Below are 19,141 nucleotides of genomic sequence, written 5' to 3'. Positions count from 1 at the left end.
GACCAGACCGCGGGCTTATAGCCGCCACACTTCGTTCCTGCAAGCGGCAATGGCAGCGCTTCTGTCGCATTTCGTTCGCTTTCGTCGGGCATTTCCGCCAAGCCCGGATTTCGGTCCGGGATAAACGTGGCTTAAAGCCTTGTGTGCTAAGCCGCAGCTCTCGATAGATCGTATTTTCTGCCGCCTGGAGTTCTGCTGTCTTGCCCCCAAAAATCGTTGGCGACGCCCGGCCCAATAGTTTCGAATTCGAAACCGAAGCGCTGATCAAGGCGTCCGGCTTTCGCGAATACGATGCGCGCTGGTGGTTCGGCCATCCCGGCTCCGCGCAGTCGCCGGAACTCAATCTGATCGGCGTCCAGGCGCTCGGCATGGGGCTTGGCACGCTGATTCGCCGTCTTGGCGCCGGCCCCGATATCGTCACCGGGCATGATTTCCGTTCCTATTCGCTGTCGATCAAGCTGGCGCTGGTGTCGGGCCTGATGGCCGCCGGAGCGCGGGTGAAGGATATCGGCCTGGCCTTGTCGCCCATGGCCTATTTCGCCCAGTTCGCGTTGGATATCCAATCCGTCGCCATGGTCACGGCCTCGCACAACGAAAATGGCTGGACCGGCGTCAAGATGGGCGCGGCGCGGCCGCTGACCTTTGGCCCCGAGGAGATGAGCGCGCTGAAGGCGATCGTACTGGCAGGCGATTTCGACCTCGCCGGCGGCGGCTCCTATGATTTCGTCCGCGATTTTCGCGCGACATATCTCGACGATCTGACCCGCGACAAGCGCATTGCGCGAAAGCTGAAAGTGGTCGCCGCGTGCGGCAACGGCACCGCCGGCGCCTTTGCCCCGCAAGCGTTGGAACGCATCGGCTGCGAGGTGATCCCACTCGATGTCGAGCTTGACCACACCTTCCCACGCTACAACCCCAATCCCGAGGATATGCGGATGCTGCATGCCATCAGGGACAAGGTGCTCGAGACCGGGGCCGATGTCGGCCTTGGCTTCGACGGCGACGGCGACCGTTGCGGCGTCGTCGACAATGAAGGCAACGAGATCTTCGCCGACAAGGTTGGCGTGATGCTGGCGCGGGATATTTCGAGCCAGTATCCGGGCTCGACCTTCGTCGTCGACGTCAAGTCGACAGGCCTGTTCAACACCGACGCAGTTCTGCGCGCGAATGGCGCCGTCACCGATTACTGGAAGACCGGCCACTCCTACATCAAGCGCCGCGTCGCCGAGCTTGGCGCGGTCGCCGGTTTCGAAAAGTCGGGCCATTTCTTCTTCAACCCGCCGATCGGTCGCGGCTACGACGACGGCCTAGTCACCGCCATCGCCATCTGCCAGATGCTGGATCGCTGCCCCGGCAGTTCGATGGCCGATCTCTACCGCGCGCTGCCGCTGACCTTTGGCACGCCGACCATGTCCCCGCACTGCGCGGACGATGTGAAGTATGGCGTGGTCGAGCGGGTGGTTGCCGACTTTCAGGCCATGAAGCAGGATGGCGCCACCTTCGCCTGCCAGAAGATCGCGGACCTCATCACCGTCAACGGCGTGCGCGTTGTCGCCGAGGACGGCACCTGGGGGCTGGTGCGCGCCTCGTCGAACAAGCCGGAACTGGTCGTGGTCGTCGAAAGCCCGGTATCATCGCAGCGCCGCCGGCAGATGTTCGACGCCATCGACGCCGTGCTGCGCCGCAGCCCCGAGGTGGGCGCCTACAACCAGACTTTTTGAAATGGTAGTTCAATGACCGAGCGGATTGTGAGTTTTGTCATGAGCGGCGGCGTCGGCTCGCGGTTGTGGCCGCTGTCACGCGAGGACAATCCCAAGCAGTTCCACGATCTGTCGGGCGACGGCTCGATGCTGGCCAAGACCTTACGCCGGCTGATGGCCCGGCAGGAAGGCGAAACGCCGATCTTCCTGATCGCCGCGGAGCGTCATGCCAACCGTGTCCACGCTGACCTCGCCGGCCTCGATCTCGCTGGTGGCGGTCCGCTGTTCGAGCCGACCGGGCGCAACACAGCCGCCGCTGTCGCACTGGCGACATTGCGCACTTTGTCCGAATTCGGCGACAGCCTGGTGCTGGTGTGCCGTCGGACCATGAGATATCGACCCCGCGCCAATTCTGGCAGAGCGTCGAAGCTGGCGCCCAGGCGGCGCGCAGTGGCCGGTTGGTTGTGTTCGGCATCAAGCCGACGCAGCCTGAGACCGGCTACGGCTATATCGAGGTCGCTGCCGAAGGCGGCGGCACCTTCGACGTGTCGCGCTTCGTCGAGAAGCCGGATCTGGCGACTGCGCAGAGCTATCTCCAGGCCGGAAATTTCTACTGGAACACCGGTATCTTCCTGTTTCGCGCCGGCGCCATGCGCGATGCCTTTATGGCGTTCCAGCCTGATATCTGGCAGGCCACAGAAGCAGCCTACAAGGCCGCGACATCGGATCTCTCCGGCCTCTACATGCCGCTTGAACTCTACGCCGCCATCCCGTCGAATTCGATCGACTACGCCATCATGGAGCGGGCAAAAGACATCGCCATGGTGCCGGCCGGCTTCCGCTGGAACGATCTCGGCTCGTGGCAGTCGCTGCTCGATGTCGGCCCCGCCGACGACCAGGGCAATGTCATCATCGGCGATGTCGTCGCCATTGACTGCGAAAACTCCTACATCCGCAGTGACGGCCGCCTGCTGTCGGCGATCGGCATGAAGGACGTCGCCATCGTCTCGACATCGGACGCCACCTTCGTCGCCCCGGTCAGCCACAGCCAGCACGTCAAGAAGATCGTCGAGCAGCTCGAAAAGTCGGGACGGCTGGAAACCAGGTTCACGCCGGCGCAAGACCGCGTCATCGAAAGCGGCGCCTGGCGGCGGCGCGTGCACCATTGGCTGTTTCAGGAGACCTTGCCGTTGTGGTCGACATCGGGCGTCGACGAACGCCATGGCGGTTTTCATGAAGCGCTGGGCCTGGACGCCTCGCCGCTGATGAAGCCCAAGCGCATGCGCACCACGGCTAGGCAGGTCTATGCCTTCGCCGTTGCCCGGGCGCGCGGCTGGGACGGCCCGGCCGACCGGTTGATCAGCCACGGCATCGCGTTCATGGCCGGGAAGGGCCGCACCGACAGGGGTGGCTGGGTTCGCACGCTGAATGTCGATGGTTCGGTCGCCGATGCCACCGAGGATGCCTACGATCATTCCTGTGTGCTGCTGGCGCTGGCGCATGCGCATATGTCGGGCAATGCCGACGCCTTAAGGCTCGGTGAGGAAACCTTCGCCTTTCTCGATGCGCATCTCGAGGACAGCCGTATGACCGGCTTCCTCGAAACGTCGGGCGGCGAAGGCGAGCGCCGCTCCAACCCGCATATGCACCTGCTCGAAGCCTTCCTGGCTTGGTACCAGGCCACCGGCGAGCGCGCCCATCTGCGCCGCGCGGCGCGCATCATCGACCTGTTCCGTAGCCATTTCTTCGATTCGGAAAGCTGGACGCTTGGCGAGTATTTCGATGCCGAATGGAAGCCGTCCGCCGGCGAGAAAGGCTCGTGGACCGAGCCCGGCCATCACTTCGAATGGGCCTCGCTGCTGATCGATTTCGCCGGGCGCAGCGGCCAGGCCGAGCTGAGCGGCTTTGCCCGAAAACTCTATGCCTCGGCCATCGCCAATGGCCTCAACCGCGCTACCGGACTTGCCTATGGCGCCGTCTCGCGGCAGGGCCTGCCGCTTGACCAGATATCACGCAGCTGGCCTCAGGCCGAGGCGATCAAGGCGGCGATCGCGCTGGATGGCTCAGGCGGTCCTGATCTCAAGCCGGAGATCGAAGCCCGCGTCGGCCGGCTGTTTCGCTGGCACATCGACCCAGCGCCGCTCGGCCTGTGGATCGACCGCATCGACGAGCGCGGCCGCTCGCTGGCAACTGATGTTCCGGCCAGCATCTTCTATCATCTGGTCTGTGCGCTGACGCAGTATCTGGACAGCACAGCGGAAAAGGCCGCGTAGGATCGGCTCAGTACGGGCTCGCCACATCCCCGATCTCGACATAAACCGACTTCAGCTGCGAATACAGCGCCAGTGCCGCCAGGGAATTCTCGCGTCCGATGCCGGACTGCTTGAAGCCGCCGAACGGGATTTCCACCGGCGTCAGATTATAAGCGTTGATCCAGCAGGTGCCGGCTTGCAGCTCGGCAATGACGCGATGGGCGCGCGGCAGGTCGCGCGTGAAAACGCCGGCGGCAAGGCCGAATTCGGTGTCGTTGGCGCGGTCGATCACCTCTTCCTCGCCGTCGAATTTCAGCACGCTCATGACCGGCCCGAAAATCTCTTCACGGGCGATACGCATGCCATCGGTGACGTCGGTGAATACCGTCGGTTCGACGAAGAAGCCGCCCTGGAAACCCTGAAGCGAAGGCACGTTGCCGCCGCAGGCAAGTGTCGCGCCGTCCTGCTTGCCGATTTCGATATAGCCGACCACCTTCTCGTGCTGCGCCTTGGAGACCAGCGGACCCATCTGGGTTTCGGGGTCGAGCGGGTCGCCGATGCGGATTTTCTTGGTCCGCTCGACCAGCCGTTCGACGAAACGGTCGTGGATGCCGCTCTGCACGAAGACCCGCGTGCCATTGGAGCAGATCTGCCCGCTCGAATAGAAATTCCCGAGCATGGCGCCGCCGATGGCGTTCTCGATGTCGGCATCGTCGAAGACGATCAGCGGCGACTTGCCGCCGAGTTCCATCGTCGCGTGCTTCATCTTCGAACCGGCGAGCGACAGCACCTTGCGGCCGGTCGGCACTGAGCCTGTGACCGAAACCTTGGCGACGACATCGTGTCCGACGAGGCCGGCGCCGACATCGCCATAGCCCTGCACGACATTGAACAGTCCGTCGGGCAGCCCCGCCTCGCTGTAGATCTCGGCCAGCGCCAGCGCTGACAGCGGCGTGTTTTCCGACGGCTTGAACACCATCGCGTTGCCCATGGCGAGCGCCGGTGCGGATTTCCAGCCGGCGATCTGGATCGGGTAGTTCCAGGCGCCGATGCCGACACAGACGCCGAGCGCTTCTCGCCTTGTGTAGGCGAAGGGCCCGCCGAGATCGACCGACTCGCCATTGTACGCGGCGACCGCACCGCCGAAATATTCGAGGCAGTCCGCTGCCGAAAGGGCGTCCGCCACCAACGTTTCCTGGATCGCCTTGCCGGTATCCAGCGTCTCGATGCGGGCGAGGTCGGCATTGCGAGCGCGCAGGATGTCGGCGGCGCGGCGCAGGATACGCCCGCGCTCGACCGGCTTCAGCCGCGCCCAGGCGGGCTGTGCGGCACGCGCCGCTTCGACGGCCAGTTCCAGCACGTTCGGCGTCGCCGAACGCAGCATGGCGATGGTCTCACCGGTTGCCGGATAGATGACCGGCAGCGGCGCGCCACCTTCGTCCTCGATGTAACGTCCGTTGACATAGTGCGATGCCGTGGGCTGGGCGCGCATGGGTGGTCTCCAAATGGTCTGCTCCCCCAAATGGGCGGCTCAATCTATCGGGCAGCTCAATCTGTCGGGTGGATCATGCTCTATCTGTCCGACGCCTGCCAGCGCGGATTGATCCATGGTTCCTGATTGGACGGCGCCAGCGGCGTGCGGCCAAGGATGTGGTCGGATGCCTTCTCACCGGTCATGATCGAGGGCGCGTTGAGGTTGCCGTTGGTGACGCGCGGGAAGATCGAGGAATCTGCGACCCGCAAGCCTTCGACACCGATGACCCGGCACTCCGGATCGACGACGCTCATCATGTCGTCGGCGCGGCCCATCTTGCAGGTGCCGCAAGGATGGTAGGCGCTCTCGGCGTGGTCGCGAATGAAGACGTCGAGATCATCGTCCGACTGTACGTGCGAGCCCGGCGAGATTTCCTTGCCCCGATAGGGATCGAACGCCGACTGGCCGAAGATTTCGCGCGTCAGCCTTATGCAACGGCGGAACTCCGCCCAGTCGTCTGGGTGCGACATGTAGTTGAAGCGGATCATCGGCTGCGATTTCGGGTCCGGCGAGCGCAGCGTCACCGAGCCGCGCGACTTCGAACGCATCGGCCCGACATGCGCCTGGAAGCCGTGCGCCTTCGCCGCCGCCTTGCCGTCATAGCGGACAGCTGCCGGGATGAAGTGGTACTGGATATCGGGGTAGTCGACGCCGGCACGTGAGCGCACGAAGGCCGCCGCTTCGAAATGGTTGGTGGCGCCAAGGCCGGTCTTGAAGAACAGCCACTGCGCGCCGATGAGCGCTTTCGAAAACGGGTTGAGCACGGAATTGAGCGTGATCGGCAGCAATGATTCCTGCTGGATGTAGAGCTCCATATGGTCCTGCAAATTGCGGCCGACGCCGGGCCGGTCGGCCACCACGGCAATGCCGTTTTCGCGCAGATGCTCGGCTGGGCCGATACCGGAAAGCATCAGGATCTTGGGCGAATTGATCGATGATGCGGCGACGATCACCTCACGTCGTGCCTTAACGACCTGAATCTGTTTGCGAGCTTCGATCTCAACGCCGATGGCGCGTTGATTCTCGATGATCACCCGCCGAGCAAAGCCTTTGACCAGGCTCACATTTTTGCGCCCAAGCGCCGGCTTCAGATAGGCCGATGCCGCCGACCAGCGACGGCCGCCGCTGATGGTTTGCTCCATCGGCCCAAAACCTTCTTGCTTGGAACCGTTGTAGTCGTCGGTCAGTTCGAACCCGGCCTGGCGGCCGGCCTCGACAAAGGCGCCGTAGAGCGGATTGCGGCGCGAGCCGCGCTGCACATGCAGCGGCCCACCGTGACCGCGCCAGCCGTCCTCGCCGCCGTCGGAGTCCTCCATGCGCTTGAAATAGGGGAGCACGTCGGCAAAGCTCCAGCCAGCCGCACCCTCTTCGGCCCAATGGTCGAAGTCGCGCGCATGGCCGCGCACATAGACCATGCCGTTGATCGAGGACGAGCCGCCGATCACCTTGCCGCGCGGTGTCGCCAGCACGCGGCCGCCGAGATGCGGTTCCGGCTCGCTGGCAAAGCCCCAATCATACAGGCTCATGTTGAGCGGGATCGACAGCGCCGACGGCATCTGGATCAGCGGCCCGATATCATTGCCACCGAATTCGATGACGATGACCGAATGCTTGCCGTCCTCGGACAGGCGATAGGCCATGGCCGAGCCGGCCGAGCCGGAGCCGATGATGACGAAATCCGCTTCAAGCATGGTTCATATGCGCCATAAAATCGGCGAGCGAGACATTGCCGCCGGTAGCCACGACAAGGACGGTCTTGTCCTTCACATCCACCTTGCCGCCGAGCAGTGCCGCGAGCGACGCCGCTCCCGATGGTTCGAGCACCAGCTTCATGCGCTCGAAGGCGATCCGCATGGCGCGCCGCACCGAGGAATCGTCGACGGTGATGCCGCGAACACCAGCGGTCTTGACCGCGGCAAAGGGCGCGTCGCCCGGCCGACGCGACATCAGCCCATCGCAGATCGACTTCGGCCCGATCGGCATCGTCTCGATGCTGCCACGCGCCAGCGACGCGCCCATACCGTTGAAACCTTCCGGCTCGACGCCGATGATTTCAGTGGCCGGCGAGAGATAGTGGAAGGCAAGCGAAACGCCGCCGATCAACCCACCGCCACCGACCGAGCAGAACAAAAGGTCGGCGCTGGAACCCTTGGCCTCAAGCTGGTCGATCGCTTCGAGACCGGCGCCCGCCTGGCCGGCGACGATCTCCGGGTCGTCGAACGGATGCAGCAGGGCCAGACCTTCGGTCTCGGCGATCTCGCGTGCCTTGGCGGCGGCGACCTCTTCTCGCGCACGCTCGCCATGGTCGGTGAGCACGACACGAGCGCCATAGCCTGCCGTGGCGTCGCGCTTGGCGACCGGTGCGTCGATCGGCATGACGATGGTGACGGGAATGCCAAGCGCCTGGCCGGCAGCCGCCAGCCCTTGCGCGAAATTGCCGGAGGAATAGGCGACGACGCCTTTCCTGGCTTCGTCAGCCGAAAGCTGCTTTAGACGCCAGTAGGCGCCGCGCACCTTGAACGAGCCTGCCCATTGCAGCGATTCCGGCTTGATGAAGACGCGTGCCGCACCCGTCTCACGGGCCAGTGCCGTCGATTCGAGTAGCGGCGTGATCTGCGTCGCCCGTGAGGTGACGGCATAGGCCTGTCTGAGATGGTCGAGCGAGGGGACGAGAAGGTCTGCCATCATTCGCCTCGCGGATACCTTTTGCTCTCTTCGAGATTGTCGAGGTTCATGTGGTTGCGCATGAAACGCTCGGACGCCTTTTGCAGCGGCTGGAAATCCCAGGGGTAGTAGGCGCCGTTGCGCAGCGCCGGATAGACGACCCAGCGGCGCGCCTGGCTTTCGCGGACGGCGGCATCGAAGCCTACCATGTCCCAGCGCGCCCGAACCTTGTCCATGAAATCAGCCACCAGGCCCGCATAGGCCGGGCTCTCCGCCAGATTGTTTCGCTCGAGCGGATCGGTTTCGAGATCGAACAACTGCGGTGGATCGAGCTCGCAATGGACGAATTTGTATCTGCCGTCGCGGATTGCCACCAAGGGCGCGCAGGAGCCTTCCGCCGCATACTCCATCAGCACAGGCGCGGTGCGCTCAATGCCCTGGGTGAGCGGCAGCAGCGACTGGCCGTCGGTCCACGGCGCGATCGCCTCAATGTCGATGCCGGCGAGGTCGCAAAGCGTCGGTGTCACATCAAGATTGGAGACCGGCGCCTCGATCAGCCCGGCTGGCACCCCCTTGCCGGCAATCATCAGCGGCACCCGCGCCGAGCCTTCGAAGAAGCTCATCTTGAACCACAGGCCGCGCTCGCCGAGCATGTCGCCGTGGTCCGAGCAGAACAGGACGATGGTGTCGTCGGCCATGCGGGTGCGCTCAAGCACGTCCAGAAGCTCGCCGAGCTTGTCGTCGACATAGGAGATGTTGGCGAAATAGCCGCGCCGCGAGCGACGAACCTGCTCTGGCGTGATCTCGAAAGAGGAATAGTCGCTGGCGTGGTACAGCCGCCGGGAATGCGTATCCTGTTCGTCATGCGCGATGAACCCGGTTTCCGGATCCAGCGCCTGGCAATGCTCATAGAGATCCCAATACTGCTTACGCGCGACATAGGGATCGTGCGGGTGCGACAGCGAGACAGTGAGGCACCAGGGCCGATGGTTCGCATCGTCCTGTTCGCGCGAAAGCTGATAGAGCTTCTGCGTGGCGAGGAACACGACCTCGTCGTCATACTCCATCTGGTTGGTGGTCTCGGCGACGCCGGCGCCGGTGACCGAGCCTAGATTGTGGTACCACCACTCGATGCGCTCGCCGGGCTTGCGATAATCCGGCGTCCAGCCGAAATCGGCCGGGTAGATGTCGGTGGTCAGCCGCTCCTCGAAACCGTGCAGTTGATCAGGCCCGACGAAATGCATCTTGCCCGACAGGCAGGTGTAGTAGCCGGCGGCGCGCAGATGATGGGCGAAGGTCGGGACCGATGAGACGAATTCGGCCGCATTGTCATAGACACCGGTGCGCGACGGCAACTGCCCGCTCATGAACGAGGCACGGCCCGGCGCGCAGAGCGGCGACGCCGTGTAGTTGTTGGCAAAGCGCGCCGAACGTGCGGCCAACGCTTTCAGATGCGGTGTGTGCAGAAACTCCGCCGGGCCGTCCGGAAACAGGGTCCCGTTGAGCTGATCGACCATGACGATCAGGAAATTGGGTTGCTTCGTTGTCACTGTTTGCGCCGCTCGCCAAGTTTGGTTTCGAGATAGTCCTCGACCAGCGCGATCGCGGTCGCGGCATCAGGCACGCCGTCCTTCAACGCCCGCCTGATATAGAGCCCGTCAATCATCGCCGCTGTCGCTTCGGCGGCGCGGTCGGCTTCGGCTTTGGGCAGGATGCCGGTCAGGCCGCTCATCAAATTGGAGTGCAGGCGCCGCGCGTAGACCCTGAGCAACCGGCGCAAGGCCGAGGATTTCTGTGCCTCGACATAGAAGGCAAGCCAGGCGGCGATGGTTTGCGGCTGGAACTGAATGTCGGAGAAGTTGACGGCCACCACGGCCGAGACGCGCTCGCGCGCGGTGTTGGCGGATTGCAGGGCGCGTCGCATGTCGATGGTCAGTTCGGCCAGGATGTGCCGCATCGTCGCCAGCAACAATTCGTCCTTGGCGCCGAAATAATGATGGGCAAGGGCGGACGACACGCCGGCGCGCCCGGCGATCTCGGACATGGTCACGTCGAGTGAACCGCGCTCGCCGATCGCCGAGATCGTCGCATTGATGAGCGCCTTGCGGCGCAGCGGTTCCATTCCGACTTTCGGCATCTCGCTATGATCCTTTGAAGCAGGATTATTTTTTATTGACGGGTCAATCAACAAAAAAATCAGCACTGGCTTTGTTTGTACCAAGCGATTGTCCGATTCCAGCCCTTCACGAAGCGGGTCGGATTGTTTATCTTTGAACAATAAATACGACGTGCGCCTTGAGCCCACATGCTAGGCTGGCGCCAAGGATGGAGACCGCCATGACCGCATGCATCGTTGGCTGGGCGCATTCGCGCTTCGGCAAGCTCGAGGGCGAAACGCTCGAAAACCTGATCGTCAAGGTGGCAACGGACGCGCTCGACCATGCCGGCATCGGCCCGGACGAGGTCGACGAGATCGTGCTCGGCCACTTCAACGCCGGCTTTTCGGCGCAGGATTTCACCGCCAGCCTGGTGCTTCAGGCCGACGACCGGCTGCGCTTCAAGCCGGCGACGCGCGTCGAGAACGCTTGCGCCACCGGGTCGGCGGCGGTCCGGCAAGGCATCCGCGCCATCGATGCGAATGCCGCCCGCGTCGTGCTGGTGGTAGGTGCCGAGCAGATGACGACGACGCCCGGGCCGGAGATCGGCAAGAACCTGCTCAAGGCGTCCTATCTGCCCGAGGATGGCGACACGCCCGCGGGTTTCGCCGGCGTCTTCGGCAAGATCGCGCAGGCCTATTTCCAGCGCTATGGCGACCAGTCGGACGCGCTGGCGATGATTGCCGCCAAGAACCACAAGAACGGCGTCGACAACCCCTATGCGCAGATGCGCAAGGATTTCGGCTATGAGTTCTGCCGTCAGGAGAGCGAGAAGAACCCGTTCGTTGCCGGCCCGCTGAAGCGCACCGACTGCTCGCTTGTCTCCGACGGCGCCGCTGCCCTTATCCTTGCCGACACCGCGACGGCACTGAAGATGCGGCGTGCCGTTGCCTTCCGCGCCAACGAGCATGTGCAGGATTTCCTGCCGATGTCGAAGCGCGACATCCTGACCTTCGAAGGCTGCGAGCAGGCCTGGACCCGGGCGCTTAAGAACGCCGGCGTGACGCTCGAGGATCTTTCCTTCGTCGAAACGCATGACTGCTTCACCATTGCCGAACTGATCGAATATGAGGCGATGGGTCTGGCCAAGCCGGGCGAGGGCGCCAGACTGGCGCTGGACGGCACAACGGCCAAGGATGGCCGCCTGCCGGTCAACCCATCCGGCGGGCTGAAGGCCAAGGGCCATCCGATCGGCGCCACGGGCGTGTCGATGCATGTCTTGACCGCCATGCAGCTTGTCGGCGAAGCCGGCGGCATTCAGGTGCCCGGTGCAAAACTCGGCGGCATCTTCAACATGGGCGGTGCGGCGGTCGCCAACTACGTTTCAATATTGGACCGGATCAGGTAGAAGCAGCCCGTATTTTTGCGGGGTAGCCATGACAGATCCGGTTCTGATCGAAGTCTTGCGCGGCGCGATCGTCGAGAGCGCGCATCGTGGCGCGGTCGCGGTCTTCGATGCCGATGGCAAACCGGTTTGGGAGATCGGCGATACGGCCAAGCCGGTGTTCCCGCGCTCGGCGGTCAAGGCGATCCAGGCATTGCCGCTGGTCGAAAGCGGCGCGGCCGACGCCTATGGCTTCGGCAACCGCGAGTTGGCGCTTGCCTGCGCGTCCCATTCGGGCGAGCCGGCACATGTCGAACTGGCGCGGTCCATGCTGGCCAGGGCCGGGCTGGACGGGTCGGCGCTCGAATGCGGCACGCATTGGCCATCCAATCATGAAGCCGAGATTGCGCTCGCCCGCTCCGGCGGCTCGCCGAACGCATTGCACAACAATTGTTCCGGCAAGCATTCCGGCTTCCTCTGTACATGCGTCCACGCCGGCATTGCGCATCGCGACTATGTCAAGCCAGGACACGGCCTGCAGGAGATGGTGCGCGACGCCATGCAATCGGTCACGGGCGCTGTCCATGGCGCGGACGAGCGAGCGACCGATGGCTGCTCGATCCCGACCTATGCGGTGCCGCTCCGGAGCTTCGCGCTCGGCTTTGCACGTATGGCAACGACAAATGGTTTTGGTCCCGAGCGAGCCAAGGCCGCGAAGCGCCTGCTGGCCGCCTGCATGGCCGAGCCCTTCTTCGTTGCCGGAACCGGCCGCGAAGACGTCGCCCTGATGGTGGCCGCACCAGGGCGCATTTTCACGAAAGGCGGCGCCGAAGGCGTCCATTGTGCCGCAATTCCGGAACTTGGTCTTGGTATCGCACTCAAATGCGATGATGGCGCCGGCCGCTCCGGCGAAGCCATGGTTGCCGCCGTTCTTGCCAAATTGTTGCGCGCTGACGAGGCCTTGGCAGCTAAGCTAACCGACCTGGCGAAAGCGCCGATCCAAAGCCGGAACGGCGCCAAGGTTGGGGCGCTGAGGCCCACCGCAGCCTTGAATTAAACCGCCCTCAACTGACGTGATTGCGCTCGACGGTCAGATGCGCGTAGCCGCTATTGTCCGATGACGCCAGGTCACCCGTCGCCGGCTCGGCCCAGCGCTGGCCGACAACGGCTCCGTTCAACGCGCCGTCGATGACATTGTCTGATATGACGGCCGTGCCGGCGCCCTCGACCACGGACACGACGATGGCCGTTCCAGCCTTGCGGATGATGTTACCGGTGGCGACGACATTGCGCAGATACGGACCCCAGCCGATCTGCATGCCGTAGAGCGGTGCGTTCTCGATGACGTTGTTGGAAACGGTCGTGTCGGCCTCGACCCCGATGCCGACGCCGAATCCAGGCGAGTCGGCGGGGTAGGGGCCGCTGGTCGACAGATTGCGCACGATGTTGCCCGAGCACACACCCATACGGCCGCCTTCGTTGAAGTTGACGATCGAGATGCCGTTGGCGGCTCCGTCGACGATGTTGTTGCTTATGACGGCGCCTTCGAACGAGAACTCGGAGTAAACCGCTGTTTCGCCCGAGCGCGAGCAGGTGTTGCCCGATATCTGCAGATTGCTGGCGCTGTTGGCGCGGATCGCCGAAAAGGCGCAGTCCGAGACGATGTTGCCGGAAATGACGACATTGCCGGCCCGGAAGGCATTGATGCCATTGCCGTTCTGGCCGGTCCCGCCGCTGCGCGCCTGGATCCGTTCGACGCGATTGCCGGTGACCATGGTGCCGTCTTCCGCCGCCTGCCAGCGGTGCACGAGAATGCCGCCATTGGCGCAGTCGGAGACGGTGTTGCCCGTGATCGCCAGCCCGCCGGCCTCGACCGAATAGATGCCGGCATCGGCAGCTCCCGATATCTGCGAGCGCTCGACCCGGCCCGTCGCGTGTTCCAGAGCCAGCCCGTTCTTGCCGCTGCCGGTTATTTGACAATTGTCGACGACCAGATGCGCGACACGGCGCAGATCGAGCAGCCCTTGCGCGTAGTCGCCCATCGTGCGGTTTGCGCCGTCGAAGACCAGTCCGCTGAGTTCGATATGATCGGCCTGTTCTGCCATGAAGAGATGACCGTCGCCGCCGTAAACGATGCGCGTTGCCCCAGGCACGCCGGAAAGACGCACGCGGCCGGGCAGCGAGAGGTTCGACACCACATAGGCGCCCGGCGGCAGGAACACCGGCATGTCGCGGTCGTTTGCGTCGCGCAGCAGCTTGGCGAAGGCCTTGCTCTGATCGTCGAAGGTACCGGGCTGCACGCCGAGTTCGGTGGCATTGATCGAGCCGCGCATCGAGGCTTTCTCGATGCCGGTCAGGCTGGCGGCCGCCGCCTTGCCAAGCGAGAGGCCCATGACGGCAAAGCCGGCGGTTCCGGTCAGCAGCGTTCGTCTGTTCAACATCGGCACAGGTCCTGGCTTTCAACCCTGACACCGCAGGAATCATGCCAGCCGGTCTGCCTCTTCCGTCGAGGGCAACGACAATGGCTTGTCGAGCAGCCTTTCCGCGCCTAAGTTCAGACGATGAGCAGAGCTTTCACGCGCGAGGAAGACAGCGAAAACGCCATTGCCGGTGTCGGCGAGCGGCCAATCAGCCATCACCGCAATCTTGTGACGGAGCGCGGCCTGGCGATGATCGAGGAGAATCTCGCCGATCTGCGCGATATACTGGCGAAAGCCGAGAGGAAGGCAGACCGCGAGCGCATCGCGGTGGTGTCGCGCGATCTGCGCTACTGGACCGCCCGGCGTGAAAGCGCCGAGTTGTCGGTGCCGGAACCGGGCAGCGACCTTGTACGCTTCGGCATGGGCGTCACACTCGAGGGCGATGACGGCAGGAAGGTGCACTGGAAAATCGTCGGCGAGGACGAAGCCGACCCGGCCAAGGGGACCATTTCCCACGTATCGCCGATGGCGGTCGCCCTGTTCGGCAAGAAGGTCGGCGACGTGGCAAGCGTCAACGGCAAGGAATGGGAAATCGTCAAGCTCTCCGACAGCTAATCCTCTAGCTTGACGACATGATCGCGGAAGAAGGCTGCGGCGCCGGCTTCATCGATTTCGCCTGAAGCAACTGCCATGACGAATTCGTAAAGCGTGCCGTTGTCGGCTGTCAGGACATGGCCGTTCACGATCAAAAATGCGCCTGCGGCCACGATGGCGGTACGCTTGTTGCCGTCGACAAAGGCATGATTCCTGGCAATGCCAAAGACATAGGCGGCAGCGAGATCCTCGATCGCCGGATCCCCATAGTTCGCCTTGTTTTCAGCACGGGCGAGCGCCGATTCAAGAGCATTTTCATCTCTCAAACCTGGCGCTCCACCATGCCTGCGCAATTGCTCGGCATGCATCGCTTCGACCGCGCGACGTGACAGAAACTCCCAGTTCATTCCGCGAGCTTCTGAAGTGCGACCTTGTATTTGTCCATGACCTGGCGAGCAGCTTCCATCTGCCGTTCGAAACTGTCATCCATCGGCTCAAGAGCAATACCCTTGTCCGTTTCGACGATCTGAAGCTGATCGCCGGTCTTCATGTTCAAACGGTCGAGCAGCTCCTTGGGCAGGATAACACCTTCGGAATTGCCTATCTTGCGAATGGTCGTGTTCATGATGGATCATCCTGTTGCAACGCCGATTATAACTGGATCGGCGCGCTGTTGCAACAGGTATTATAACAGGCTAGGCCAGCAACCGGTCCAGCAAGCGATCCGCCGCTTCCGGAATGACGGTGCCCGGCGGGAAGATTTCCGCCGCACCTGCTTGCAGCACCGCGTCATAGTCCTGCGGCGGGATAACGCCGCCGGCGACGATCAGCATGTCGCCGCGGCCGAGCTTCTTCAGCGCGTCGCGCAGTTCGGGGATCAACGTCAGATGCCCCGCCGCCAGCGACGAGGCGCCGACGATATGGACATCCTGCGCGACCGCCAGCCTGGCGATCTCATCGGGTGTCTGGAACATCGCTCCGACGGTGACGTCGAAGCCGAGATCGGCGAAGGCCGTGGCGATAACCTTCTGCCCACGATCGTGGCCGTCCTGTCCCATCTTGGCGACGAGAATGCGCGGCTTGCCGCCAGTTTTCTTTTCAAAGGCGTCGAGCTTGTCCTGCAGCCCGTCGACCACGGGATGGTCGCCAAGGGCCTTGCGATAGACGCCGGAAATGGTCTGCACCGTGGCGACGTGGCGACCAAAGACCCTTTCCAACGCAAATGAAATCTCGCCGACCGTGGCATTGGCGCGCGCGGCGCGGATGGCGAACTCCAGCAGGTTTTCATTGCCCTGCGCGGCACGGGTCAGCGCATCGAGCGCGCTTTCGACCGCGGCGACATCGCGCGTACCCTTCAGCCGTTGCAGCTTCGACAATTGCCGGGCCCTGACTTCGGCGTTGTCGATCTTCAGCACGTCGACCTCGATGTCAGTCTCGGGCCGATGCGCGTTGACGCCGACCAGCATTTGTTCGCCGGAATCGATGCGCGCCTGCGTGCGTGCGGCGGCTTCCTCTATGCGCAGCTTGGGAATGCCCTGTTCGGTCGCGGCGGCCATACCGCCAAGTGCCTCGACCTCCTCGATATGGGCAAGCGCGCGCGCCACGAGGTCATGCGTCAGCCGTTCGAGATAGGCCGAGCCGCCCCACGGATCGATGACGCGCGTGGTGCCGGATTCCTTTTGCAGGATGAGCTGTGTGTTGCGGGCGATGCGCGCCGAGTGGTCGGTCGGCAGCGCCATCGCTTCGTCGAAGGAATTGGTGTGCAGCGACTGCGTGTGCCCCTGTGTCGCTGCCATCGCCTCGATCATGGTGCGGATAATGTTGTTGTAGGGATCCTGCGCCGTCAGCGACCAGCCCGAGGTCTGGCAATGGGTGCGCAGTGACAGCGAGCGCTCGTCCTTCGGCGAAAAATTCTTCTTCATCAGGGTCGCCCACAACAGGCGCGCGGCCCGCAGTTTGGCGACTTCCATGAAGAAGTTCATGCCGATCGCCCAGAAGAAGGACAGGCGCGGCGCGAAGCGGTCGATATCGAGGCCCGCCGCAACGCCGGCGCGGGCATATTCGATGCCGTCGGCAATCGTGTAGGCAAGCTCCAAGTCGGCTGTCGCGCCGGCCTCCTGCATGTGATAGCCGGAGATCGATATCGAATTGAACTTCGGCATGTTCTTCGACGTGTAGGAGAAAATGTCCGACACGATCCGCATCGAGGGTTTCGGCGGATAGATATAGGTGTTGCGGACCATGAACTCCTTCAGGATGTCGTTCTGAATGGTGCCGGCAAGATCCTTCTGCTCAACGCCCTGCTCTTCCGCAGCGACGATGTAGAGCGCCATGATCGGCAGCACCGCGCCGTTCATCGTCATCGACACTGTCATCTCGCCGAGCGGAATGCCGTCGAAGAGCTGCCGCATGTCGAGAATGGAATCGATGGCGACGCCCGCCATGCCGACATCGCCGGCAACGCGCGGATGGTCGCTGTCATAGCCGCGATGCGTGGCAAGATCGAAGGCGACCGACAGGCCCTTCTGGCCGGCGGCCAGATTGCGCCGGTAAAAGGCGTTGGATTCTTCGGCCGTCGAGAAGCCGGCATATTGCCGGATCGTCCAGGGCTGCTGGACATACATGGTCGGGTAGGGGCCGCGCACGAAGGGCGGCAGGCCCGGGTAGGTGTCGAGATACGGCAACCCCTTGAGGTCGCTCTGATTGTACAGATGCTTCGCGATAAGTCCTTCCGGCGTCGTCCGCTGGCCTTTGACCTCGACGGGTGCGCGCCGTGGCGGGACCCAACCGATCTGGCTGAAATCGGGGATCAAGAGGCGGCTCCGATGGATTGGTCGATGCGGACCGGAAACAGCGGCTCACAGACGGCAACGCCTTCCGTGAAGGCGGGCCGCCGTTCCGCCGCGAGCGTTTCGACCGGAGGTTCGCTTTTCAGCGGGTAAAGCGTGGTGCCGATGATGGTCCGTTCGCCTGCCCGGTAGGCTGCGTTGCGCTGCGCTGCAGCGGCGTGAACGCGCTTCTGGATATGTCCGTCCTGAAGGCTGGACAAGACGCCGCCCTCGGCCTCGATTGTCTGCAATTCCGTCCAAGCCATCTCGCAGAGTTTGGTGGTCAGCGCTTCGACCGCGCCGGAACCATAGGCAGGATCGGCGACATGATCGATATGGCTTTCATTAGCCATGATCAGCTGCGTGTTGCGGGCAACGCGACGCGCAAACCCCGCTGGCAAGCCATGCGCGATCGTGTGCGGCAAGATCGAGATCGAATCGGCGCCTCCGGACGCCGCGGCAAAGCAGGCAATCGTGGTGCGCAGGATGTTGGTCTCCGGATCCATGGCCGTCATCATGCGAAACGACGTCTCGGCATGGATGTTGGCCGTGGAATTGGGGATCGAGCAGGCTTCCTGCACCCGCGTCCAGAGCCTGCGCAGTGCCCGCACCTTGGCCATCGACAGCAACTGGTCCTGGTCGACGCTGAGCGCAAAGCCGATATGGGGCGCGGCATAGACGAGCGGCTGCCGCGCCGTCTCGAACATTCTGAGATAGGAGACCGCCGAAGCCAGCATGATGCCAAGTTCCTGCGCTTCCGTCGCGCCGGCGTTGTGGAACACACGCCCGTCCGCCTCCAGAAGCACGCCCGGAACGCCCATCGAGAAGAAGTGCGCCAGCGATTGCGGCATCGAGGCCTGCAATGCCTCGATCGACATGCGCAGCCCGCCGGTTCCGGCGAAGATCGCCGCCGGATCGATGCCGAAGGAGAGGTTGAGCTTTGCCGGGTCGGACCGGCGCTTGCTCAGGAACGCCACCAGCCAGTCGGCCACGGCGCGGCTCCAGGGATGGGCGTCGATGCGAACCTGGACGCGGTTCAGCGGTACGCCGTCCAGCACCATCTCAAGCGCTTCCGCCGTTCTCGGCAAGCCGTAGCCGAACGCGTTCGGCGCTCCTTCGAAGACAAGCGATAATCCCGTGGCGCCTTGCGCTATGTCGTCTTGAGCCTGGGTTCTGGCGCGGTCGATATCCGGATCGTCGATGCGCTGGCTGACGATCCAGGGCGATTTCGGGTTGGCGCGCACGGTCGGTTCCGCAGCGGTGCTGCGGTCGTAGAGCGGTTCGATGCGGATGTTGTCGTCGGTATGCGAGACCAGCTTCTCTTCGAAGGATGCGCCGGCCAGTGCCTTTTCCGCCAGGGCTAGCCATCGCTGGCGCTCGGCGTTCTCTGGTTCGACATCCTTGGTCAAGGCTCCGGCGCCCATCCGTCTTCCTCGTTTAATGCGGCCGCACCAGCCTGGAGCGGTTCAGTCTACGGTTCTCGGTCCGATATCGCAATGTAATGCGCTTTCAGCGGCCGAATTCGATCCAACAGATATAGGTCGGCCTGCGTGCACGAACCATGAACGATTGCCAAACACCGGCAAAATCCGCAAGCTTCAAAAGATCGATTTGGAGTGTTGCCCCCGATTGAACGATTGGCCTGATTTGAACGATTGCCACCATTGGA

At 63.4% G+C, this 19,141-nt stretch carries 14 protein-coding genes and 1 pseudogene; 5 read left to right on the top strand and 10 right to left on the bottom strand.

Annotation, left to right across the window (positions count from 1 at the left end):
- Positions 1-200: 200 nt before the first annotated feature.
- Together NKG99_RS23485 and NKG99_RS23480 are read left to right on the top strand one after the other, a co-directional pair.
- On the top strand, positions 201-1,721 hold the full coding sequence (locus tag NKG99_RS23485; RefSeq protein WP_352871064.1) for a phosphomannomutase/phosphoglucomutase: 1,521 nt from the start codon (positions 201-203) through the stop codon (positions 1,719-1,721).
- A 12-nt stretch (positions 1,722-1,733) separates the two neighbouring features.
- Positions 1,734-3,973: pseudogene (locus NKG99_RS23480) on the top strand (mannose-1-phosphate guanylyltransferase/mannose-6-phosphate isomerase).
- A gap of 7 nt (positions 3,974-3,980) precedes the next feature.
- Here NKG99_RS23480 and betB read toward each other — a convergent pair.
- From betB to betI, 5 genes are all read right to left on the bottom strand, one after another.
- Positions 3,981-5,444, bottom strand: a complete 1,464-nt coding sequence (gene betB / locus NKG99_RS23475) for a betaine-aldehyde dehydrogenase (RefSeq protein ID WP_352871062.1) — start codon at positions 5,442-5,444, stop codon at positions 3,981-3,983.
- 80 nt (positions 5,445-5,524) lie between these two features.
- Complete coding sequence (gene betA / locus NKG99_RS23470; RefSeq protein ID WP_352871060.1) at positions 5,525-7,177, bottom strand: choline dehydrogenase; 1,653 nt, start codon at positions 7,175-7,177, stop codon at positions 5,525-5,527.
- The gene (locus NKG99_RS23465) at positions 7,170-8,174 is read right to left on the bottom strand and encodes a threonine/serine dehydratase family protein (RefSeq protein WP_352871059.1); all 1,005 of its coding nucleotides are present in this window, start codon (positions 8,172-8,174) and stop codon (positions 7,170-7,172) included. The genes betA and NKG99_RS23465 overlap by 8 nt, the downstream gene beginning before the upstream one ends.
- On the bottom strand, positions 8,171-9,700 hold the full coding sequence (gene betC / locus NKG99_RS23460) for a choline-sulfatase (protein ID WP_352871057.1): 1,530 nt from the start codon (positions 9,698-9,700) through the stop codon (positions 8,171-8,173). The genes NKG99_RS23465 and betC overlap by 4 nt, the downstream gene beginning before the upstream one ends.
- Positions 9,697-10,287 (bottom strand): choline-binding transcriptional repressor BetI, encoded by a 591-nt coding sequence (gene betI / locus NKG99_RS23455; protein ID WP_352871055.1) that lies wholly within the window; start codon positions 10,285-10,287, stop codon positions 9,697-9,699. The genes betC and betI overlap by 4 nt, the downstream gene beginning before the upstream one ends.
- 200 nt (positions 10,288-10,487) lie before the next feature.
- Here betI and NKG99_RS23450 point away from each other — a divergent pair, with 200 nt between their 5' ends.
- A complete protein-coding gene (locus NKG99_RS23450) occupies positions 10,488-11,654 on the top strand; it encodes an acetyl-CoA acetyltransferase (RefSeq protein WP_352871053.1) in 1,167 nt (388 codons plus the stop codon).
- A 28-nt stretch (positions 11,655-11,682) separates the two neighbouring features.
- Positions 11,683-12,687, top strand: a complete 1,005-nt coding sequence (locus NKG99_RS23445) for an asparaginase (RefSeq protein WP_352871051.1) — start codon at positions 11,683-11,685, stop codon at positions 12,685-12,687.
- Between the two features lie 7 nt (positions 12,688-12,694).
- On the opposite strand, the gene NKG99_RS23440 is transcribed toward NKG99_RS23445, so the two are convergent.
- Complete coding sequence (locus NKG99_RS23440; RefSeq protein ID WP_352871049.1) at positions 12,695-14,071, bottom strand: TIGR03808 family TAT-translocated repetitive protein; 1,377 nt, start codon at positions 14,069-14,071, stop codon at positions 12,695-12,697.
- A gap of 120 nt (positions 14,072-14,191) precedes the next feature.
- Between NKG99_RS23440 and greA the strand changes: the two genes are divergently transcribed.
- Complete coding sequence (gene greA / locus NKG99_RS23435; RefSeq protein ID WP_352871047.1) at positions 14,192-14,665, top strand: transcription elongation factor GreA; 474 nt, start codon at positions 14,192-14,194, stop codon at positions 14,663-14,665.
- Here greA and NKG99_RS23430 read toward each other — a convergent pair.
- The 4 genes from NKG99_RS23430 to NKG99_RS23415 all read right to left on the bottom strand — a co-directional run bounded on the left by NKG99_RS23430 (position 14,662) and on the right by NKG99_RS23415 (position 18,896).
- A complete protein-coding gene (locus NKG99_RS23430) occupies positions 14,662-15,051 on the bottom strand; it encodes a type II toxin-antitoxin system death-on-curing family toxin (RefSeq protein WP_352871046.1) in 390 nt (129 codons plus the stop codon). The genes greA and NKG99_RS23430 overlap by 4 nt on opposite strands.
- Positions 15,048-15,269 (bottom strand): AbrB/MazE/SpoVT family DNA-binding domain-containing protein, encoded by a 222-nt coding sequence (locus tag NKG99_RS23425; protein ID WP_352871044.1) that lies wholly within the window; start codon positions 15,267-15,269, stop codon positions 15,048-15,050. Before NKG99_RS23425 ends, NKG99_RS23430 begins: the two co-directional genes overlap by 4 nt.
- A gap of 70 nt (positions 15,270-15,339) precedes the next feature.
- Complete coding sequence (gene scpA / locus NKG99_RS23420; RefSeq protein WP_352871042.1) at positions 15,340-17,457, bottom strand: methylmalonyl-CoA mutase; 2,118 nt, start codon at positions 17,455-17,457, stop codon at positions 15,340-15,342.
- On the bottom strand, positions 17,454-18,896 hold the full coding sequence (locus tag NKG99_RS23415; RefSeq protein WP_352871040.1) for a methylmalonyl-CoA mutase subunit beta: 1,443 nt from the start codon (positions 18,894-18,896) through the stop codon (positions 17,454-17,456). Before NKG99_RS23415 ends, scpA begins: the two co-directional genes overlap by 4 nt.
- Between the last annotated feature and the right edge of the window lie 245 nt (positions 18,897-19,141).

Source organism: Mesorhizobium sp. M1409 (assembly GCF_040317535.1).
In the GTDB taxonomy this organism is placed as follows: Bacteria; Pseudomonadota; Alphaproteobacteria; order Rhizobiales; family Rhizobiaceae; genus Mesorhizobium.
The sequence above is the reverse complement of the archived record's forward strand: the minus strand, read 5'-3'. Positions and strand labels throughout refer to the sequence as shown.

Excerpts from the sequence above, each read along its gene's own strand:
- betI (WP_352871055.1), bottom strand. The coding sequence starts at position 10,287 with ATGCCGAAAGTCGGAATGGAACCGCTGCGCCGCAAGGCGCTCATCAAT.
- betB (WP_352871062.1), bottom strand. The coding sequence starts at position 5,444 with ATGCGCGCCCAGCCCACGGCATCGCACTATGTCAACGGACGTTACATC.
- NKG99_RS23465 (WP_352871059.1), bottom strand. The coding sequence starts at position 8,174 with ATGATGGCAGACCTTCTCGTCCCCTCGCTCGACCATCTCAGACAGGCC.
- greA (WP_352871047.1), top strand. The coding sequence starts at position 14,192 with ATGAGCAGAGCTTTCACGCGCGAGGAAGACAGCGAAAACGCCATTGCC.
- NKG99_RS23430 (WP_352871046.1), bottom strand. The coding sequence starts at position 15,051 with ATGAACTGGGAGTTTCTGTCACGTCGCGCGGTCGAAGCGATGCATGCC.
- NKG99_RS23440 (WP_352871049.1), bottom strand. The coding sequence starts at position 14,071 with ATGTTGAACAGACGAACGCTGCTGACCGGAACCGCCGGCTTTGCCGTC.
- NKG99_RS23445 (WP_352871051.1), top strand. The coding sequence starts at position 11,683 with ATGACAGATCCGGTTCTGATCGAAGTCTTGCGCGGCGCGATCGTCGAG.
- NKG99_RS23425 (WP_352871044.1), bottom strand. The coding sequence starts at position 15,269 with ATGAACACGACCATTCGCAAGATAGGCAATTCCGAAGGTGTTATCCTG.
- NKG99_RS23415 (WP_352871040.1), bottom strand. The coding sequence starts at position 18,896 with ATGGGCGCCGGAGCCTTGACCAAGGATGTCGAACCAGAGAACGCCGAG.
- betA (WP_352871060.1), bottom strand. The coding sequence starts at position 7,177 with ATGCTTGAAGCGGATTTCGTCATCATCGGCTCCGGCTCGGCCGGCTCG.
- NKG99_RS23450 (WP_352871053.1), top strand. The coding sequence starts at position 10,488 with ATGACCGCATGCATCGTTGGCTGGGCGCATTCGCGCTTCGGCAAGCTC.